This window comes from Maritalea mediterranea (genome assembly GCF_021568695.1).
Classification (GTDB): domain Bacteria; phylum Pseudomonadota; class Alphaproteobacteria; order Rhizobiales; family Devosiaceae; genus Maritalea; species Maritalea mediterranea.
Genome location: NZ_JAKGTI010000002.1, coordinates 250,785 through 265,494, shown reverse-complemented (window position 1 = coordinate 265,494; position 14,710 = coordinate 250,785). Strand labels below are relative to the sequence as shown.

At 52.4% G+C, this 14,710-nt stretch carries 14 protein-coding genes; 10 read left to right on the top strand and 4 right to left on the bottom strand.

From position 1 onward, the window contains the following. The first annotated feature begins 106 nt into the window (after window positions 1-106). From L1I42_RS10310 to msrA, 6 genes are all read left to right on the top strand, one after another. Window positions 107-1,375 (top strand): O-acetylhomoserine aminocarboxypropyltransferase/cysteine synthase family protein, encoded by a 1,269-nt coding sequence (locus L1I42_RS10310; protein WP_236114444.1) that lies wholly within the window; start codon window positions 107-109, stop codon window positions 1,373-1,375. A gap of 226 nt (window positions 1,376-1,601) precedes the next feature. Next, window positions 1,602-2,237 carry a TetR/AcrR family transcriptional regulator C-terminal domain-containing protein gene (locus L1I42_RS10305; RefSeq protein ID WP_133571413.1) on the top strand — a complete coding sequence of 212 codons (636 nt, stop codon included), beginning with the start codon at window positions 1,602-1,604 and terminating at the stop codon, window positions 2,235-2,237. A gap of 64 nt (window positions 2,238-2,301) precedes the next feature. Beyond that, window positions 2,302-3,321 (top strand): ketol-acid reductoisomerase, encoded by a 1,020-nt coding sequence (gene ilvC, locus L1I42_RS10300; RefSeq protein ID WP_236114443.1) that lies wholly within the window; start codon window positions 2,302-2,304, stop codon window positions 3,319-3,321. Between the two features lie 151 nt (window positions 3,322-3,472). Further along, a complete protein-coding gene (locus tag L1I42_RS10295; protein WP_236114442.1) occupies window positions 3,473-4,366 on the top strand; it encodes a PhzF family phenazine biosynthesis protein in 894 nt (297 codons plus the stop codon). Between the two features lie 322 nt (window positions 4,367-4,688). Next, window positions 4,689-6,245, top strand: a complete 1,557-nt coding sequence (locus L1I42_RS10290; RefSeq protein WP_236114441.1) for a 2-isopropylmalate synthase — start codon at window positions 4,689-4,691, stop codon at window positions 6,243-6,245. Window positions 6,246-6,451: 206 nt separating this feature from the next. Beyond that, window positions 6,452-7,051, top strand: coding sequence for a peptide-methionine (S)-S-oxide reductase MsrA (gene msrA, locus L1I42_RS10285; protein WP_236114440.1), 600 nt, complete (start codon window positions 6,452-6,454; stop codon window positions 7,049-7,051). Window positions 7,052-7,053: 2 nt separating this feature from the next. Here msrA and L1I42_RS10280 read toward each other — a convergent pair whose 3' ends face one another. From L1I42_RS10280 to L1I42_RS10270, 3 genes are read right to left on the bottom strand one after another with little or no spacing between them, the layout of a single operon-like run. Continuing rightward, on the bottom strand, window positions 7,054-8,004 hold the full coding sequence (locus tag L1I42_RS10280; RefSeq protein WP_236114439.1) for an aldo/keto reductase: 951 nt from the start codon (window positions 8,002-8,004) through the stop codon (window positions 7,054-7,056). Between the two features lie 9 nt (window positions 8,005-8,013). Continuing rightward, window positions 8,014-8,868 (bottom strand): mechanosensitive ion channel family protein, encoded by an 855-nt coding sequence (locus L1I42_RS10275; protein ID WP_236114438.1) that lies wholly within the window; start codon window positions 8,866-8,868, stop codon window positions 8,014-8,016. A gap of 14 nt (window positions 8,869-8,882) precedes the next feature. After that, window positions 8,883-9,365 carry a GAF domain-containing protein gene (locus L1I42_RS10270; RefSeq protein ID WP_236114437.1) on the bottom strand — a complete coding sequence of 161 codons (483 nt, stop codon included), beginning with the start codon at window positions 9,363-9,365 and terminating at the stop codon, window positions 8,883-8,885. 197 nt (window positions 9,366-9,562) lie between these two features. Between L1I42_RS10270 and L1I42_RS10265 the strand changes: the two genes are divergently transcribed. The 4 genes from L1I42_RS10265 to L1I42_RS10250 all read left to right on the top strand — a co-directional run bounded on the left by L1I42_RS10265 (window position 9,563) and on the right by L1I42_RS10250 (window position 13,250). Next, on the top strand, window positions 9,563-10,168 hold the full coding sequence (locus L1I42_RS10265) for a helix-turn-helix domain-containing protein (RefSeq protein ID WP_236114436.1): 606 nt from the start codon (window positions 9,563-9,565) through the stop codon (window positions 10,166-10,168). Window positions 10,169-10,408: 240 nt separating this feature from the next. Next, window positions 10,409-11,191 carry a GntR family transcriptional regulator gene (locus tag L1I42_RS10260; protein ID WP_236114435.1) on the top strand — a complete coding sequence of 261 codons (783 nt, stop codon included), beginning with the start codon at window positions 10,409-10,411 and terminating at the stop codon, window positions 11,189-11,191. Between the two features lie 32 nt (window positions 11,192-11,223). Then, window positions 11,224-12,006, top strand: a complete 783-nt coding sequence (gene nagB / locus L1I42_RS10255; protein ID WP_236114434.1) for a glucosamine-6-phosphate deaminase — start codon at window positions 11,224-11,226, stop codon at window positions 12,004-12,006. A gap of 116 nt (window positions 12,007-12,122) precedes the next feature. Continuing rightward, window positions 12,123-13,250: a lipid II:glycine glycyltransferase FemX gene (locus L1I42_RS10250; RefSeq protein WP_236114433.1), complete on the top strand. Its 1,128-nt coding sequence runs from the start codon at window positions 12,123-12,125 to the stop codon at window positions 13,248-13,250. Between the two features lie 7 nt (window positions 13,251-13,257). Here the strand turns inward: L1I42_RS10250 and cls are convergent, their stop codons facing one another. Next, entirely contained in the window at window positions 13,258-14,709 is a 1,452-nt protein-coding gene (gene cls / locus L1I42_RS10245; RefSeq protein ID WP_236114432.1) for a cardiolipin synthase, read from the bottom strand. Window position 14,710 lies beyond the last annotated feature (1 nt).

Genomic DNA, 14,710 nt, shown 5'->3' with positions numbered 1-14,710 from the left:
TTTCCAAAATTGCTTGTAATTGGACTGTATTTTCCCAATTGCACCTTTGCGGTTCCTTATCAAATGATAAGATGCGCCGAACTCTGTCAAACATCGGGAAAATATTATGAAACTGGAATCACTCGCCCTACATCATGGCTATGAGTCCGAAGCCACCACAAAGGCTGCGGCTGTGCCGATTTATCAGACCACCAGCTACACCTTTGACAACACCCAGCACGGGGCTGACCTGTTTGATCTTAAGGTGGAAGGCAATATTTACACCCGGATCATGAACCCCACGACTGCGGTGCTGGAGCAACGCGTGGCGGAGATGGAAGGCGGCATTGCCGGGTTGGGGCTCGCCTCAGGCATGGCAGCCATCACCTATGCCATCCAAACCATTGCCGGCGTCGGCGACAACATCGTATCGGTCAGCCAGCTTTATGGCGGCACTTACAATCTGTTTGAACACAGCTTCCCGCGTCAGGGCATTGATGTTCGCATGGTGGATGCCAGCTTTGAGGGTATCGACAAATTGTTTGACGAAAACACCAAGGCAGTGTTCTGCGAAAGTATCGGCAACCCGGCGGGCAATGTTGTAGACATCCAAAAGCTGGCCGAGATTGCCCACAAGCATGGCGTGCCGCTGATCGTGGACAACACAGTTGCATCACCATTCCTGTGCCGCCCCATTGAGCATGGGGCTGACATTGTGGTGCATTCCTTGACCAAATATATTGGCGGGCACGGCACCTCCGTTGGCGGCATTATTGTTGATAGCGGCAAGTTCGATTGGGCTGCCGACAAGAAGCGCTTTGCGGTGCTGAATGAGCCTGATCCTTCTTACCACGGTGTGGTGTACACCGAAGCGCTTGGCCCGGCGGCCTTTATCGGCCGCGCCCGCGTGGTGCCGTTGCGCAATACAGGTGCCGCAATTTCGCCGATGAATGCGTTCCAAATCTTGCAAGGCCTAGAAACACTCGGATTGCGCATGGAACGTCACTGCGAGAACGCCCATAAGGTCGCGGAATATCTGGAAGCCCATGACAAGGTAGAATGGGTCAATTATGCGGGTCTAAAATCCTCACCTTACAATGAGTTGGCCAACAAAATCTCTGGTGGTAAGGCTTCTGGCATTTTGAGCTTTGGCATTAAAGGCGGCCAGGAAGCCGGCGCGCGCTTCATCGATGCACTACAGATGATCTTGCGGCTGGTGAATATCGGTGATGCGAAATCTTTGGCCTGTCACCCGGCGTCTACAACGCACCGTCAGTTGAATGAGGAAGAGCTCAAGGCCGCTGGCGTATCCAGCGATCTGGTACGGATCTCTGTGGGTATTGAGCATGTGGATGATATCATTGCTGATATCGAGCAGGCCTTGGATAAGGCGTAAAACGCCTCCCAATGTAAGAGATTTAAGGGGCGCTTCGGCGCCCCTTTCTGTAATTGGTTGAATTTCTATTGATTTTCCGGTCCAAAATCTGCGTGTAACTTTTTATTGACATTTTCCGAACCGTACGGTACGGTTCCTATATCAGATTGAGCGCTTCGGAGTGAAAAGGCAGGTTGGGCCTTTAAATTTTGGGGTGCAGACGGGCGCGGTGGTTCGCGACCGATCAATGGAGGTGAAATTGTCGGCTGCCATTAAATTGGGTGATGAAGAACTAACGCAGCGCCAGCAGGACGTGCTGGATATTGCGTTGTCCTTGTTGGTTGAAGTTGGTGATAAATTGACCATGACCGGTGTGGCGCGGCGCGCACGCTGTTCAAAAGAGTCACTCTATAAGTGGTTTGGCGATCGGGATGGATTGTTGACGGCCATTGTGCAGTGGCAGGCGGCTAAAGTTCGTCCGGTGCCCTTGGGGCCACAGCGCATGAGCATTGAGGCGTTGCAGGCCAATCTTGAGCGGTTTGCCTATGACTGGCTCAAAGTGATTTCCGGCGACATTTCGGTGGCGCTGAACCGTTTGGCGATTACCCATGCTGGGCCGCTGAGCAATTTGGGACATACGGTTTTGACCAATGGCCGCTTTGCGGTTGGGAAACGGTTGAAGCCTTTGTTGAAGGCAGGGCGGGGCGCTGGTTTGCTTCGCTTTGACGACGAGGAGGAGGCGTTTCGTACATTTTTCGGCCTGGTGCTGAGGGATGTTCAAATTCGGCTTCTGTTGGGTGACGAGTTTGAGCTTTCAGATCAAGACGTTATCCGAGACGCAAAACGGGCGACTGAGCAGTTTTTGAAATTGTACGGCGCCTAATAGATGACAATTAATCTGCCCCACGCAGGTAAGAACCAAAGATAAATTAAGGGGAAACGCAATTATGCGTGTTTATTACGATCAAGACGCTGATCTTAATCTGATCAAGAACAAAAAAGTTGCCATTATTGGGTATGGCAGCCAGGGCCGTGCGCACGCACTGAACCTGAAAGATTCTGGCGTCACTGACATTGCAATTGGCCTGCGTGAGGGCTCTTCAACTGCAAAGAAAGTTGAAGCGGACGGGCTGAAGGTGATGAGCGTTGCGGAAATCGCCGCTTGGGCCGATGTGATGATGATGGCAACCCCTGATGAGTTGCAGGCAGACATCTACAATAACGAAATTGCGCCAAATATTCGTGATGGTGCCGCAATTGCCTTTGCACATGGTTTGAATGTGCATTACGGTTTGATTGAGCCAAAAGACAGCGTTGACGTGATCATGGTCGCGCCAAAAGGCCCAGGTCACACAGTGCGTGGTGAATTTGAAAAAGGTGGCGGTGTGCCTTGTCTTGTGGCGATCCACCACGATGCAACTGGTAATGCGCAGGACGTTGCATTGGCTTACGCTTCTGGCGTTGGCGGCGGTCGCTCAGGTATCATTGAGACCACCTTTAAAGAAGAATGTGAAACCGATTTGTTCGGTGAGCAGGCTGTTTTGTGCGGCGGTTTGGTTGAATTGATCCGCGCCGGCTTTGAAACATTGGTGGAAGCTGGATACGCACCAGAAATGGCCTATTTCGAGTGCTTGCACGAAGTGAAATTGATTGTAGACCTGATTTATCAGGGCGGCATTGCCAACATGAACTACTCAATTTCAAACACAGCCGAATATGGCGAATATGTTACTGGCCCACGCATCGTGACGTCAGAAACAAAGGCCGAAATGAAGCGTGTGCTTGAAGATATTCAATCCGGCCGCTTTACGCGCGATTGGATGTTGGAATGTAAAGCGGGTCAGCCAAGCTTTAAAGCAACTCGCCGCAATAATGACGCGCATCAAATTGAAGAAGTTGGTGAAAAACTTCGCGATATGATGCCTTGGATTAAAGCTGGTGCCTTGGTCGATAAAGACAAGAACTAAGCTTTCAAACAGTTAAACCCTAGCTCTCCCAGAGCTAACTTAGGGGCGCTTCGGCGCCCCTTTTTTTGTCCAAATGTTCAAACTTCATTAGGCGTGGTGCCGTAATCTGCAACTGTTTCAAAAATCGGAACAATGCAATGTTGGGGTTGGCATGAAATATCCATTTATGATCGCGGATGTGTTCACGAAGGAGCGCTTTGCGGGCAATCCGCTGGCCATCGTGTTTGAGGCGGATGGGCTTCCGGACGAGACCATGTTGAAGATTGCGCGCGAGTTCAATCTGTCTGAGACGATCTTTGTTCATAAGCCACAATCGGTGCGCCATTTGGCCAAAGTGCGTATTTTTACCCCAAAATTTGAATTGCCTTTTTCGGGGCACCCCACTGTGGGCGTGTCTGTGGCCTTGGGTTTGCGCCACAAAACCAGCGCCATTCGGCTTGATGAACAGATTGGCACGGTGGTGGCAGTGATGACCCCCACCGGCAAGGCCTCGGGTCATGCGCGTTTTGGCTTGCCCAAGTTGCCCGAACGCATTGGTGATGCACCCGACATTGACGCGATGGCCGCGCATTTGAGCCTAATGCCCCATCAGATCGGCTTTGATGATGTGATGCCAGCGAACTATTCTGCAGGCGTAGCTTACACTCTGGTGCCGGTCAAAGATGCCAGCGTGCTGAGGGAAATTCAATTTCAACGCCGCGGCTGGACAAAAATTTTTGGGCACGAAGTGAAGGGCGTATTGGCTTATACGCCTACCCCGCAAGAAGATGAAAACGATTATGCGACCCGCGCCTTCGTTGATTTTGACAATCTCGAAGAAGATGCAGCCACTGGCTCTGCTGTATCGGCCATGGTTGGGCAGTTGGCGGCGGCCGGTCGATTTGGTGAGGGGCAGACGGATATTGTGGTGCGCCAAGGGGCCGAAATGGGGCGCCCGAGCTTTATCGAGGCGCAAGCCAAAATGGAAGCAGGCAAGCTGGTGCATGTTGGGTTGGGCGGTCATGTTGTGATCAATGCGCAGGGCGAGCTTGACCTTATGAGCTAAATTCTTTGCGGCTGGTCGGATTTGGGCAAAAATGTCTAGAAATCCAGTCCGGTCTCGATTAGACTGAAATTGATTTGAATTTGTTTGCGTTAGACAGTTTTGGGTAGGCTATGACCCGTATGTTGCACAGCACCGAGATTTTGAGCCGTCGCCACCTTGGCGATGCTGCACTGCTGCGCGCGCAAAACCTATCTCTAGACCTACTCCTTATCAGCCCCTGAGTACCGACGGTTCTCATCAGGGAGAACGGGTATTTAGGGGAAATTTGCACACCAAAGGTCAAATTTGGGCGATGCGCCCTGTCTAGAGAGAAGTTTTTAAAATGAGCGAACAGAACACCAATACCGATCAAGTCTTTATTTTCGACACCACATTGCGCGATGGCGAGCAGTCGCCCGGCGCCACCATGACGTTTGAGGAAAAACTGCAGGTGGCGGAAATTCTGGATGATATGGGCGTCGATATTATTGAGGCGGGCTTTCCCATTGCCTCCAATGGAGACTTTGAAGCGGTTGCTGAAATCGCCCGGCGGTCGAAAAACGCGGTGATTGCAGGGTTGGCCCGCGCCATTCCCGCCGATATTGATCGCGCGGCTGAAGCGGTGCGATATGCCAATCGCGGTCGTATCCATACTTTCGTCTCCACATCCCCCATCCATTTGGCGCACCAGATGCGCAAAACGCAGGATGAAGTGCTGGAGATTGTCACCCAAACCGTCACGCAGGCCCGCAACTTGATTGATGATGTGGAATGGTCCGGCATGGACGCCACCCGCACGCCGATGGACTTTTTGGCCAAATGTGTGGAAGCGGCGATTAACGCTGGTGCCACCACCATCAATATTCCCGACACAGTCGGCTATGCGGTGCCGGAAGAATATTACAACATGATCAAGACCTTGATCGAGACGGTGCCGAATGCGGACAAAGCGATCTTTTCCACCCATTGCCACGATGATTTGGGTTTGGCTGTCGCCAATTCGTTGGCTGGTGTGCGTGCTGGTGCTCGTCAGGTCGAATGCACCATCAATGGCTTGGGCGAGCGGGCTGGCAATGCGGCGCTGGAAGAGATTGTGATGGCGATCAAAACCCGCGGCGATACCATGCCCTATCACACTGGCATTGATTCAACCCATTTGGCCCGCGCGTCGAAAATCGTCGCGGCTGCCTCCAACTTCAATGTGCAGTTTAATAAGGCCATTGTGGGCAAAAACGCATTTGCCCATGAAAGTGGCATCCACCAGGATGGCATGTTGAAGAATGCCGAGACCTACGAAATCATGACGCCGGAGAGCGTCGGGATTAAGGCCACCTCGTTGGTGATGGGCAAGCATTCCGGTCGCCATGCCTTCAAGGAAAAGTTGAAAGAGTTGGGCTATGATCTGGGCGATAATGCATTCCAGGAAGCCTTTCAGCGCTTCAAAGAACTGGCTGACCGTAAAAAGCACGTCTATGACGAAGACTTGGTGGCGTTGGTCGACGATGAAATGGGCTCGGTGGAAGACAAGATCAAGCTGGTCTCCATGAGCGTGAGTACGTCGACAGGGGGTGAACACCGGTGCGATTTGGTGTTGTCGATTGAAGGTGAGCAGAAATCTGTTAGCGTCACGGGCACGGGCTCAGTTGATGCGATTTTCAATGCCATTAAAGCCGCCGTCGGGGCGGATCCGCATTTGGTGCTCTATGGCGTAGATGCGGTGACCGGTGGCACCGATGCTCAAGCCAATGCCCATGTGCGTTTGGAAATGGACGGCAAGATTGCTTCTGGGCGAACCGCAGAGCCAGACACGTTGGTGGCCTCGGCTCGGGCCTATCTGAATGCCTATAACCGCCTGTTGGTGGAGCGTGGTGCGTCAGCGCAGGGGGCCATGGCGGGATAAATTGACTCATGGGGAAAGGAGCGCCGACGGCGCAACCTGACTCATAGGGAAGGGGCGAGAACCCAATCCCGCTGACTCATAGGTTATGTGATACGAGAAGGCGTCGAATTTGTTTCGGCGCCTTTTTGACAATTTGCTCAATTCCATTTGATTTGTAAGTGAACTCTGCCCGCCCCATTTTCGTTGTCCAATAAAGGAGAATGAATATGCGTGCATTGATTTACATTGTGATGGCGGCCCTGTTGAGCGTCAGCACCGTTCAGGCCGCAGAGGAAAAGGCGGTCTTCGCCGGCGGTTGTTTCTGGTGCGTCGAGGCCGACTTTGAAAAAGTGGATGGGGTGAAAGAAGCCATTTCCGGTTATATTGGTGGCACGGTGGACAACCCCACCTATGAACAGGTGACAGGCGGCAACACCGGCCACTATGAAGCGGTGGAGATCATTTTTGACAATGACAAGGTGAGCTATCGCGAACTGGTCGACATTTTGTGGCGCACCATTGATCCAGTAGACGCTGGCGGCCAATTCTGCGACCGTGGCAACAGTTATCGCACGGCGGTCTTCACCCGCACGGCCGATCAGGAAGCTGCCGCCCTTGCCTCAAAGGCTGAGGCGGAAGAGGCCTTGGGCCAGCGCATTGTGACCCCGATTATTGAAGATGATCGCTTTTACAAAGCGGAAGATTATCACCAGGACTATTACAAGAAGAACCCGGTGCGCTACAATTTCTATCGCTTCACCTGCGGTCGCGATAAACGGGTAGAGGCGCTCTGGGGCGATCAGGCCTATAGGGGCATTGAGAAATAGCGCTAGGTGAGGGCGTTTAGCTCGTCCACCACATCGTCAGGCAGAGGCCCTAACTCGAGGGCCTTTGCGTTTTCTTTTACGTGATCTGCGGTGCGAAAGCCAGGGATGGGCAAGGCATTGCTGTCTGTGGCCCAGATCCAGCCCAGTGCCCCTTGAGCAATGGTGCGGCCATCTGTGCGCAGCAGATCGTGGATTTTTTCCAAACGTGTCTGGGGGTCGTCGCCTTTAAGATAGTGGGCGAGATGTTCGGGCACGCTGTCCGCGTCGCCGAAGCTATTGGCGTAGTTGATCTGGTGGCTCAAGAGCCCCATGGCAAACGGCGCGCGGCACACAGAAACCAAATTATGCGCGGCGCATTTCTCGCGCAATTCATTGGCCGGATGCAGCAGGTTAAATTCGTGTTGCACGGCGGCGAAATCATCGCGTCCGGCCCAGTTTTCGACGTCGCTCACATGATCGGTCACCCAGCCATAGGCCGCAATTTTGCCCTGTTGCACAAGCCTGTCTAGCTCATCTGCGACTTCACCGGCTTCGTCGGCGTCCAATTCTTCCAGATGCAGTTCATAAAGATCGATTTGCTCGCGTTTGAGCCGCCGCAGTGACCCATGTACCGCTTCGCGAATGTCATCGGCGCTGGTGGCTTTGCCCTGCACCTGTTTGGTCGTCGCATCAAATTTGTGGCCGAACTTGGTGGCGATCAGCACGTCGTCGCGGCGTTTCAAAACGCTGCCCAGCAGCTCTTCTGCGTGGCCTGCGCCATAAACATCGGCCACATCGAAATATTGAATGCCATGATCAAGCGCCGCCTTTAGCGCCGATTTGGCAGTGGAATCGTCCGTGTCAGCCAACCCCAGCGGAATGGCATCAGCCCAATAGGGTCCCCCAATGGCCCAACAGCCCAACCCGAGTGCCGGAATGGTTTGGGTTTGGCGCCAGTCGAGAGAAGGGGACATGGGGAAATCCTATTTTGTTTCTTTGGACGAATCCGACGTGATATTTGCGTTCAGTCCTGGAGCCACAAGATGCACGTGTGGGAAGGGGATTTCAACACCGGCTTTGTCCAATGCCAATTTGCCGCGCTCGTTGATGGCCATGGCCGTTTCCCAATAATCTGCCGTTTTCGTCCAGCAGCGCAGCTGCAAATCAACAGAGCTTGCCCCCAGCCCCATCACGTAGACGACCGGTTCGGGCACCTTGAGAACGCGGTCATCGGCAGCGGCGGTTTCCAGCAACACTTCGCGCGCTTTTGCAATATCGGCGTCATAGGCGATGCCAACCTTGAAGTCGACCCGCCGGGTCATCTCCCGGTTGAAGTTGACGATGGTGGCGTTCCAAATTTTAGAGTTGGGGGCGAATAAAAATTTGCCATCAACCGTGCGCATTTGAGTGGCGAACAAACCCACCTGTTTGACGACGCCGTTGATGCCGTCGGCCTCCACATAATCACCCACATTAAAGGGACGTAGCCAGATCAGCATGACGCCAGCTGCAATGTTGGACAAGGTGCCTTGCAGGGCCAAGGCGATGGCCAGGCCCGCGGCACCCAGTACTGCCAGAATGGATGCAGTTTGAACGCCCAATTCGCTCAGCGCGATCACAATCGCGACGATGATGACGACATAGCGCACGATCTGACTAACCATCGGGGCGATGGTTTCATCGAACGCCTTATTATGAGGCAGGACTTTCAATATGGCGCTGGATAACCATTTCGAAGCAATCCAGCCGATCGCCAGAACGATGAGGGCAATAATGAGCGCCATGCCATACTGAGTGGCCCATTGAGTGGTGGAGGTAACGAGTTCGTCAAACTGCATAATGGGATGCCGGTCTAAGCGTTGTTGAGGTTGGACTGTTGCAACATAATACAAACCATAGCCGTCAGGACAAGCTCCTTCGTGCGCTCAACACGCGCCGGCGTAAAATGATTTTCTTCATGCAGCAGATTGAGCGATCCAACTGTTTTGCCGTTTATCACGACGGGCATGTTGAGCACTGAGGCGCAGCCGTGGGCGGCAAAAAAATCTTTGTCGGTGAACTGTTCGTCCATCTCGTCAAGGGTGTTGGCAACAAATGTGTTTTGCCCCACGATCACATGTTCATACCAAGGGTTGGTGCTGATCGGTTTGCTATCTTTCGTCGGGTATAAATCCGGCCGGTTGGTATAGATTCGCCGCGCACGACCTGCTGGGTAATCTAGCCACATCAGGGTGACCAGTTTTGCGCTGATTTTGCTTTGAACGTCTTGTTCGAGCAATTCGAACATTTTGGTTTCAGCGTCGGGTTGTGCGAGGATTCTTGCCAATTCTTGCATATTTGTATGGTACTCTGTAGGTCTAGCCACCTGAATATTCGGTTTTTTTCCTAGTATTTGGCGGCGCAATGTGATTTTTAAGCGAAGCTTTATGTAAAGCGATGGAGAACTGAGAATCGTTCAACTGCGAACAATTCTGACAGAACAGTAAAACAAGTTTTGTTATATCAAAAATTTTTCGATAGGTAAGCGAAAATATGACAAATGCCCGATCCAAATCCTTCGATTCACAATCAGGCCAGCCCTTGGTTGGTGCGCTGATCCGCGAACGGCGGCGCAAGTTGAATATGACATTGAAGGCGTTAGGTGAGGCGGCCAATTTGTCGGTTGGCTTTTTGAGTCAGGTGGAGCGGGACCAGGCTACGCCTTCACTTGGGGCACTCTCGCTCATATCCCGCAGCCTGGATGTGGAAATGGAATATTTCATTTCATCGCCGGCGGTCATCCGTGGAACCACAAAGGCAGGCGAACGCGAAAGCTTTTCTGTAGATTCCTCTTCGTTGAAATATGAACGGCTGGGAGCAGACTTTGCCGGCAATCAGCTCTCATCGTTTATCATAACTGTCCCGGCGGGTTATCAGTCCGAGACTGTAAGTCACGAAGGGGAAGAGATCATTTATATCCTTGAGGGCGAAGTGACGACTGATGTGGAAGGCGAATCTGTGGCGTTGGGTGAAGGGGATAGTTTGCACTTCCGCTCCACACGGCAACATAGTTGGCGCAACGTAACCGACAAGCCAGCGCGCATTTTATGGACGGGTACGGTGCCGATTTTTTGGTCCGGTGGATCTGCCAAGGCCTAAGTGATGAAGCAAAAAGTTCATTATCGGCTTTTCAGAGAAATTTTTACGGCTACACTGACAGGTGCAACTGGTGAGTCCAGCGCAGGGTGCAGTTTCAAATTGACGGCATAGGTATTTTATTGGTATTTTTGGCGGGCAGCATCTTCGTTGCCGAGTCGACTATTGGTAGAGGCCTTTGAAACATGCACCGGTATTTTGTTAAGCAGACAGTGTTCAGCTGGTGCATGGTGGGGGGATAGAGTGGACGAATTGGCGACGCAAGAGCATGATCCTGCTCAGCTTATAGATCATTTGAAATCAGCTCTGACCCGACCAGGGGCACGTTACGGCGTGCTGACTGAAGGGTTGCGCGATGCTATTGAGCGTGGCGTTTTGGGGCCTGGCGACTTTTTGCCGGCGGAGCGCGAGCTGTCTGAAAAACTTGGCCTGTCGCGGGTGACAATCCGCAGCGCATTCAAGCCACTATTGAATGATGGTCAGTTGGTTCAAAAACGGGGATTGGGTACTTATGTGCCGCGCAATCGTCCGCGGTCGATTGAAAAGTCGCTGGCCTTTTTGAACGGTTTTTCTGAAGACATTCGCAATCGCGGTATGGAGCCCAGTTCCAAGCTGGTCTTCAAGGGCGTGGTTTTGCCCCAGCCGGATGTGGCCATGGCGCTCGGTGTTTCATTCGACACACTGGTTTCCTGCTTTCGCCGGATCCGCTATGCGGATAGTGCAATCATGGCCTATGAGCTGGCTTATTTTCCAACCTCCATCATCAATGCTGACAATGTGTCTGAAGGTGACTCGCTCTATGAGTTGCTGCAGGCCAGCGGCTATCGCCCGGTGAAGGCGCAGCAAAGTCTGCGGGCGGTGAATTGCTCTGCTGAACTGGCAGGCTATTTGGGGGTGAAAGAGGGCGACGCCGTTTTGGATATTGAGCGACGTTCATTTGATCAAGAAGGTGCTGCAATGGAGTTTACACGGTCCTATTATCGTGGGGACCGGTATGTATTTGCAACCGAAATGCGGGCGGAGTAGCCGCCGCAAACATCAAATGAGTGGAGATAAAGGTGCGATTGGTCATTTTGGAAAATGCCGAGGCCGTAGCTGATTTTGCATGCAATTATTTCGTTGAGCATTTAAACAAGCAACCAAAATCAGTGTTGGGTTTGGCCACCGGCTCGTCGCCGGTCGCGCTTTATCAGCGTTTGATCGAAGCCAATAAGCGTGGCGATGTCAGCTTCAAAGATGTGACCAGCTTTAATCTGGACGAATATATCGGGTTATCTGGCGATCACACTCAAAGCTATCGCTATTTTATGAATAACAAGCTGTTTGATCATGTCGATATCGATCAGGCGCGCACCCATGTACCCAACGGGGCAGCAGAAGATCCCAATGCGGAATGTTTGCGCTATGAGCAAGCTATTCAGGCTGCAGGCGGCATCGACCTGCAGTTGCTTGGTATTGGGGTGAATGGCCATATTGGCTTTAACGAGCCTTTGTCTAGCTTGGCCTCGCGCACGCGGGTGAAAACGCTCACCAAATCCACCATCAAAGCAAACTCACGTTATTTTGATACAGATGAGTTTCAGCCCACCGATGCCATAACCACCGGGATAGGCACCATTTTGGACGCCAAAGAAGTGATGTTGTTGGCGACTGGCCCTAACAAGGCCGAGGCGGTGCGCGGTTGTGTGGAAGGTCCGGTTTCGGCCTCTTGCCCGGCCTCTGCGTTGCAAATGCACCAGCATGCGGTTGTGGTGGTGGATGAGGACGCAGCCTCCTTGCTCAGCATGAAAGAATATGCGCAATGGGCAGAGCAGCGCCATATTGAGTTGGAAGGCGCCTAGTCTCCCTTACCAAATCTTATCACTTGTCGTGTTTTAACTAAGTTTGACCCAACTTGTGGTCGGCCAACTGGATATCCGTGCAAAGGTGATCTGGTTGGATCGTGGTGAAGCGATTGATGAGTGATAAGGTGTTGGCAGCAAAGATGGACCAGTTCGCTGGCGATATGACCTTAAGGGTCGAGCAGTTGAATGCAGCAGAATGGGATGCGCAGGCACACATTTTCGATGATGTGTGCCAGGAACAGCTGGATGTTTTTGCGGCGGAACGTTGGCCAGCCATGGCGCTGGATCGATTGAATTTCTATGATGGTGACCGGCTGGTTGGCGGCTGTTTGGTGATGCATAAGACAGCTCCGTTTGGGTTGGGCGGTCTGGCCGTGTGCAAATGGGGGCCCATGTTGTTGAAAAGCAACTTGCCCAGCGCACAAAATGACTATCAGGCAATCGTCGACCTTTTGGTGCAGGAATATGCGATTAAGCGACGCTTGATGCTGTCTATACTGCCGCGAGCTGTGCCGACAGAGGTCAACCCTGCGTTGGAATATTTACGACAGATCGGGTTCAAGAAAGGCGCCGGGTTGCCCTTTCCCAATCGCTATTTCGTCAATGTTTCCCTGTCTGATGACGAAATGCGGGCTAGCTTTAATCAGAAATGGCGCAAGCATTTGCGCGATTCTGAAAAGAATCAACTGCGGTTTGAACATGTTGGGCCGGACCGCATGTCAGAGTTTAATGCGCTTTATGAAGCCATGACTGCGCGTAAACAGTTTCCAGACTACTCCGCGTACGACTCCCTCAATCATTTGATGGATAATATTGACCCTTCCATTCGACCGGAAATCTTCATGGTTTACGATGATATGGGCGAAGCGGTGGCCGGCGCCATTATCTTTGTAGGCGGTGACACGGCGGTTTATCTTTATGGTGCCACCAACGATAAGGCGTTGCCCATGCAGGCTGGCTATTTTATGCATTGGGAAATCATGCGTTGGCTGGCGCGGCAACCCCGCGTTGAATGGTATGATCTTGGGGGGACCGATGGCTTTTTAGGGTTGCACCAGTTCAAAAAAGGTATGGTGGGCAAAAAGGGTGCGATCACCACAGTGCCGCCAGTGATGAATTATGCCCATTGGCTGGTGCCTCGCATTTTGGGCGAAACCTTGTTTTTGGCGCGTGATGTGAAGGCCAATTTGGGGCGCATGATCAATAATCTTCGTAAAAAGGGACCGAGCGATCCACAATAGGGCTGGCTTAGAGCACTGGCCCCAGCGTGCCGATCACATTATGCCAAATGCGTGTTGGCAAACGCCATTGCCGTACCTCTTGCAATTGAACCTCGATCGCACTTTTCAAATATTGGTCCTGACGGTCATTGACCTGCTGTGTGAATTTCTTGTCGTAGATAATGGTGTTGTTTTCATAGTTCAGGTCAAAGCTGCGCAAATCGAGGTTGGATGACCCTATCATGGTGATTTGCCCATCAATGGTCAGACATTTGACGTGCAACAAACCGCCCACATATTCATGAACCCGCACACCGGCCGCCAGAATTTCGGAATAAAAGGATTTTGAGGCCGCAGCCACCACCCAGCTATCATTGATGCGCGGGACAATCAGATTGATCTTTACCCCGCGAATGGCCGCTGCGCACAGGGCGTTGAGCACAATAATATCCGGCACAAAATAGGGCGTCGTGATGTTGATTTCCTGATCGGCTGAGGCAATCAGAGTGGCGAATAAATGTGCCGCGGCGCCGCGACGCTCGGTGGGCCCATTGCCGTTCACTTGGGCAACAAAGCCATTTTTGAGCGGCCGGGCATTTAGTGGAAAATCTTTTAGCGTGGACTCTTCGCGCCGGCTCATCCAGTCGCTAGCAAACAGCAATTGAGTCTGGTTGACCACGGGGCCTTCCAAACGTGCCATAATATCGATCCACGGGGCATATTTTGCCTTGGGTCGAAATTCGGGGTCAGCACAATTCTGGCTGCCGCAATAGGCGATCTTACCGTCAATAACGGTGATCTTGCGGTGATTGCGCAGGTCAAATCGGTTCAAGAGATGGGTGGCAATCATGGATTCAAACGGCATGGCCGTTTCCGTTTGCACGCCCGCCCGTTGCATCTCGACCCACAGATCAGATTTGAGCAGAACACGCGATCCGATCGCGTCGGCCATCACCCGGCATGCAACACCACGCTGGGCGGCACGGATCACCGCATGGGCGATGTCGGTGCCGGTATGATCATTCAGCCAAATATAGTAGAGCAAGTGCACATGATCTTTGGCTTGATCGATATCCGCGATAATTCGTTTGCGGGTGTCTTCCGCGTCATACAACAATTCGGCGCGGTTGCCGTTGGAGAGGGGAAAGCGGTTGATGGTCTGGGCATATTGAAAGATCGCGTGATAGCGCTGCGGCACTTTGCGATACGGGTCAGGTTCGCCTTCAAGCCGATCAAACTCCAGTTTTTTCATCTGGCGCAACAGGCGCGCCTTTTTGGCGCGCAATTTCCGCGATATATGCACTTCCCCCAAAAGGGTATAGAGCACAATGCCAAAGGCGGGCAGTGTAACCACCACCGTGAACCAGGCCAGCCGCGCGGCGCTGGAGATATGTTTACGGGCCAAAATGCGCAGAGTGACGCCAATAACAATAGCCAGATAGAATGATGTGGCCAAAGAAATACTGCTTAAAAGGTCCATA

What these genes read in the sequence shown, in the direction of transcription:
- L1I42_RS10310 (WP_236114444.1), top strand. Translation starts at nt 107, where the DNA reads ATGAAACTGGAATCACTCGCCCTACATCATGGCTATGAGTCCGAAGCC.
- L1I42_RS10305 (WP_133571413.1), top strand. Translation starts at nt 1,602, where the DNA reads ATGGAGGTGAAATTGTCGGCTGCCATTAAATTGGGTGATGAAGAACTA.
- ilvC (WP_236114443.1), top strand. Translation starts at nt 2,302, where the DNA reads ATGCGTGTTTATTACGATCAAGACGCTGATCTTAATCTGATCAAGAAC.
- L1I42_RS10295 (WP_236114442.1), top strand. Translation starts at nt 3,473, where the DNA reads ATGAAATATCCATTTATGATCGCGGATGTGTTCACGAAGGAGCGCTTT.
- L1I42_RS10290 (WP_236114441.1), top strand. Translation starts at nt 4,689, where the DNA reads ATGAGCGAACAGAACACCAATACCGATCAAGTCTTTATTTTCGACACC.
- msrA (WP_236114440.1), top strand. Translation starts at nt 6,452, where the DNA reads ATGCGTGCATTGATTTACATTGTGATGGCGGCCCTGTTGAGCGTCAGC.
- L1I42_RS10280 (WP_236114439.1), bottom strand. Translation starts at nt 8,004, where the DNA reads ATGTCCCCTTCTCTCGACTGGCGCCAAACCCAAACCATTCCGGCACTC.
- L1I42_RS10275 (WP_236114438.1), bottom strand. Translation starts at nt 8,868, where the DNA reads ATGCAGTTTGACGAACTCGTTACCTCCACCACTCAATGGGCCACTCAG.
- L1I42_RS10270 (WP_236114437.1), bottom strand. Translation starts at nt 9,365, where the DNA reads ATGCAAGAATTGGCAAGAATCCTCGCACAACCCGACGCTGAAACCAAA.
- L1I42_RS10265 (WP_236114436.1), top strand. Translation starts at nt 9,563, where the DNA reads ATGACAAATGCCCGATCCAAATCCTTCGATTCACAATCAGGCCAGCCC.
- L1I42_RS10250 (WP_236114433.1), top strand. Translation starts at nt 12,123, where the DNA reads ATGAGTGATAAGGTGTTGGCAGCAAAGATGGACCAGTTCGCTGGCGAT.
- cls (WP_236114432.1), bottom strand. Translation starts at nt 14,709, where the DNA reads ATGGACCTTTTAAGCAGTATTTCTTTGGCCACATCATTCTATCTGGCT.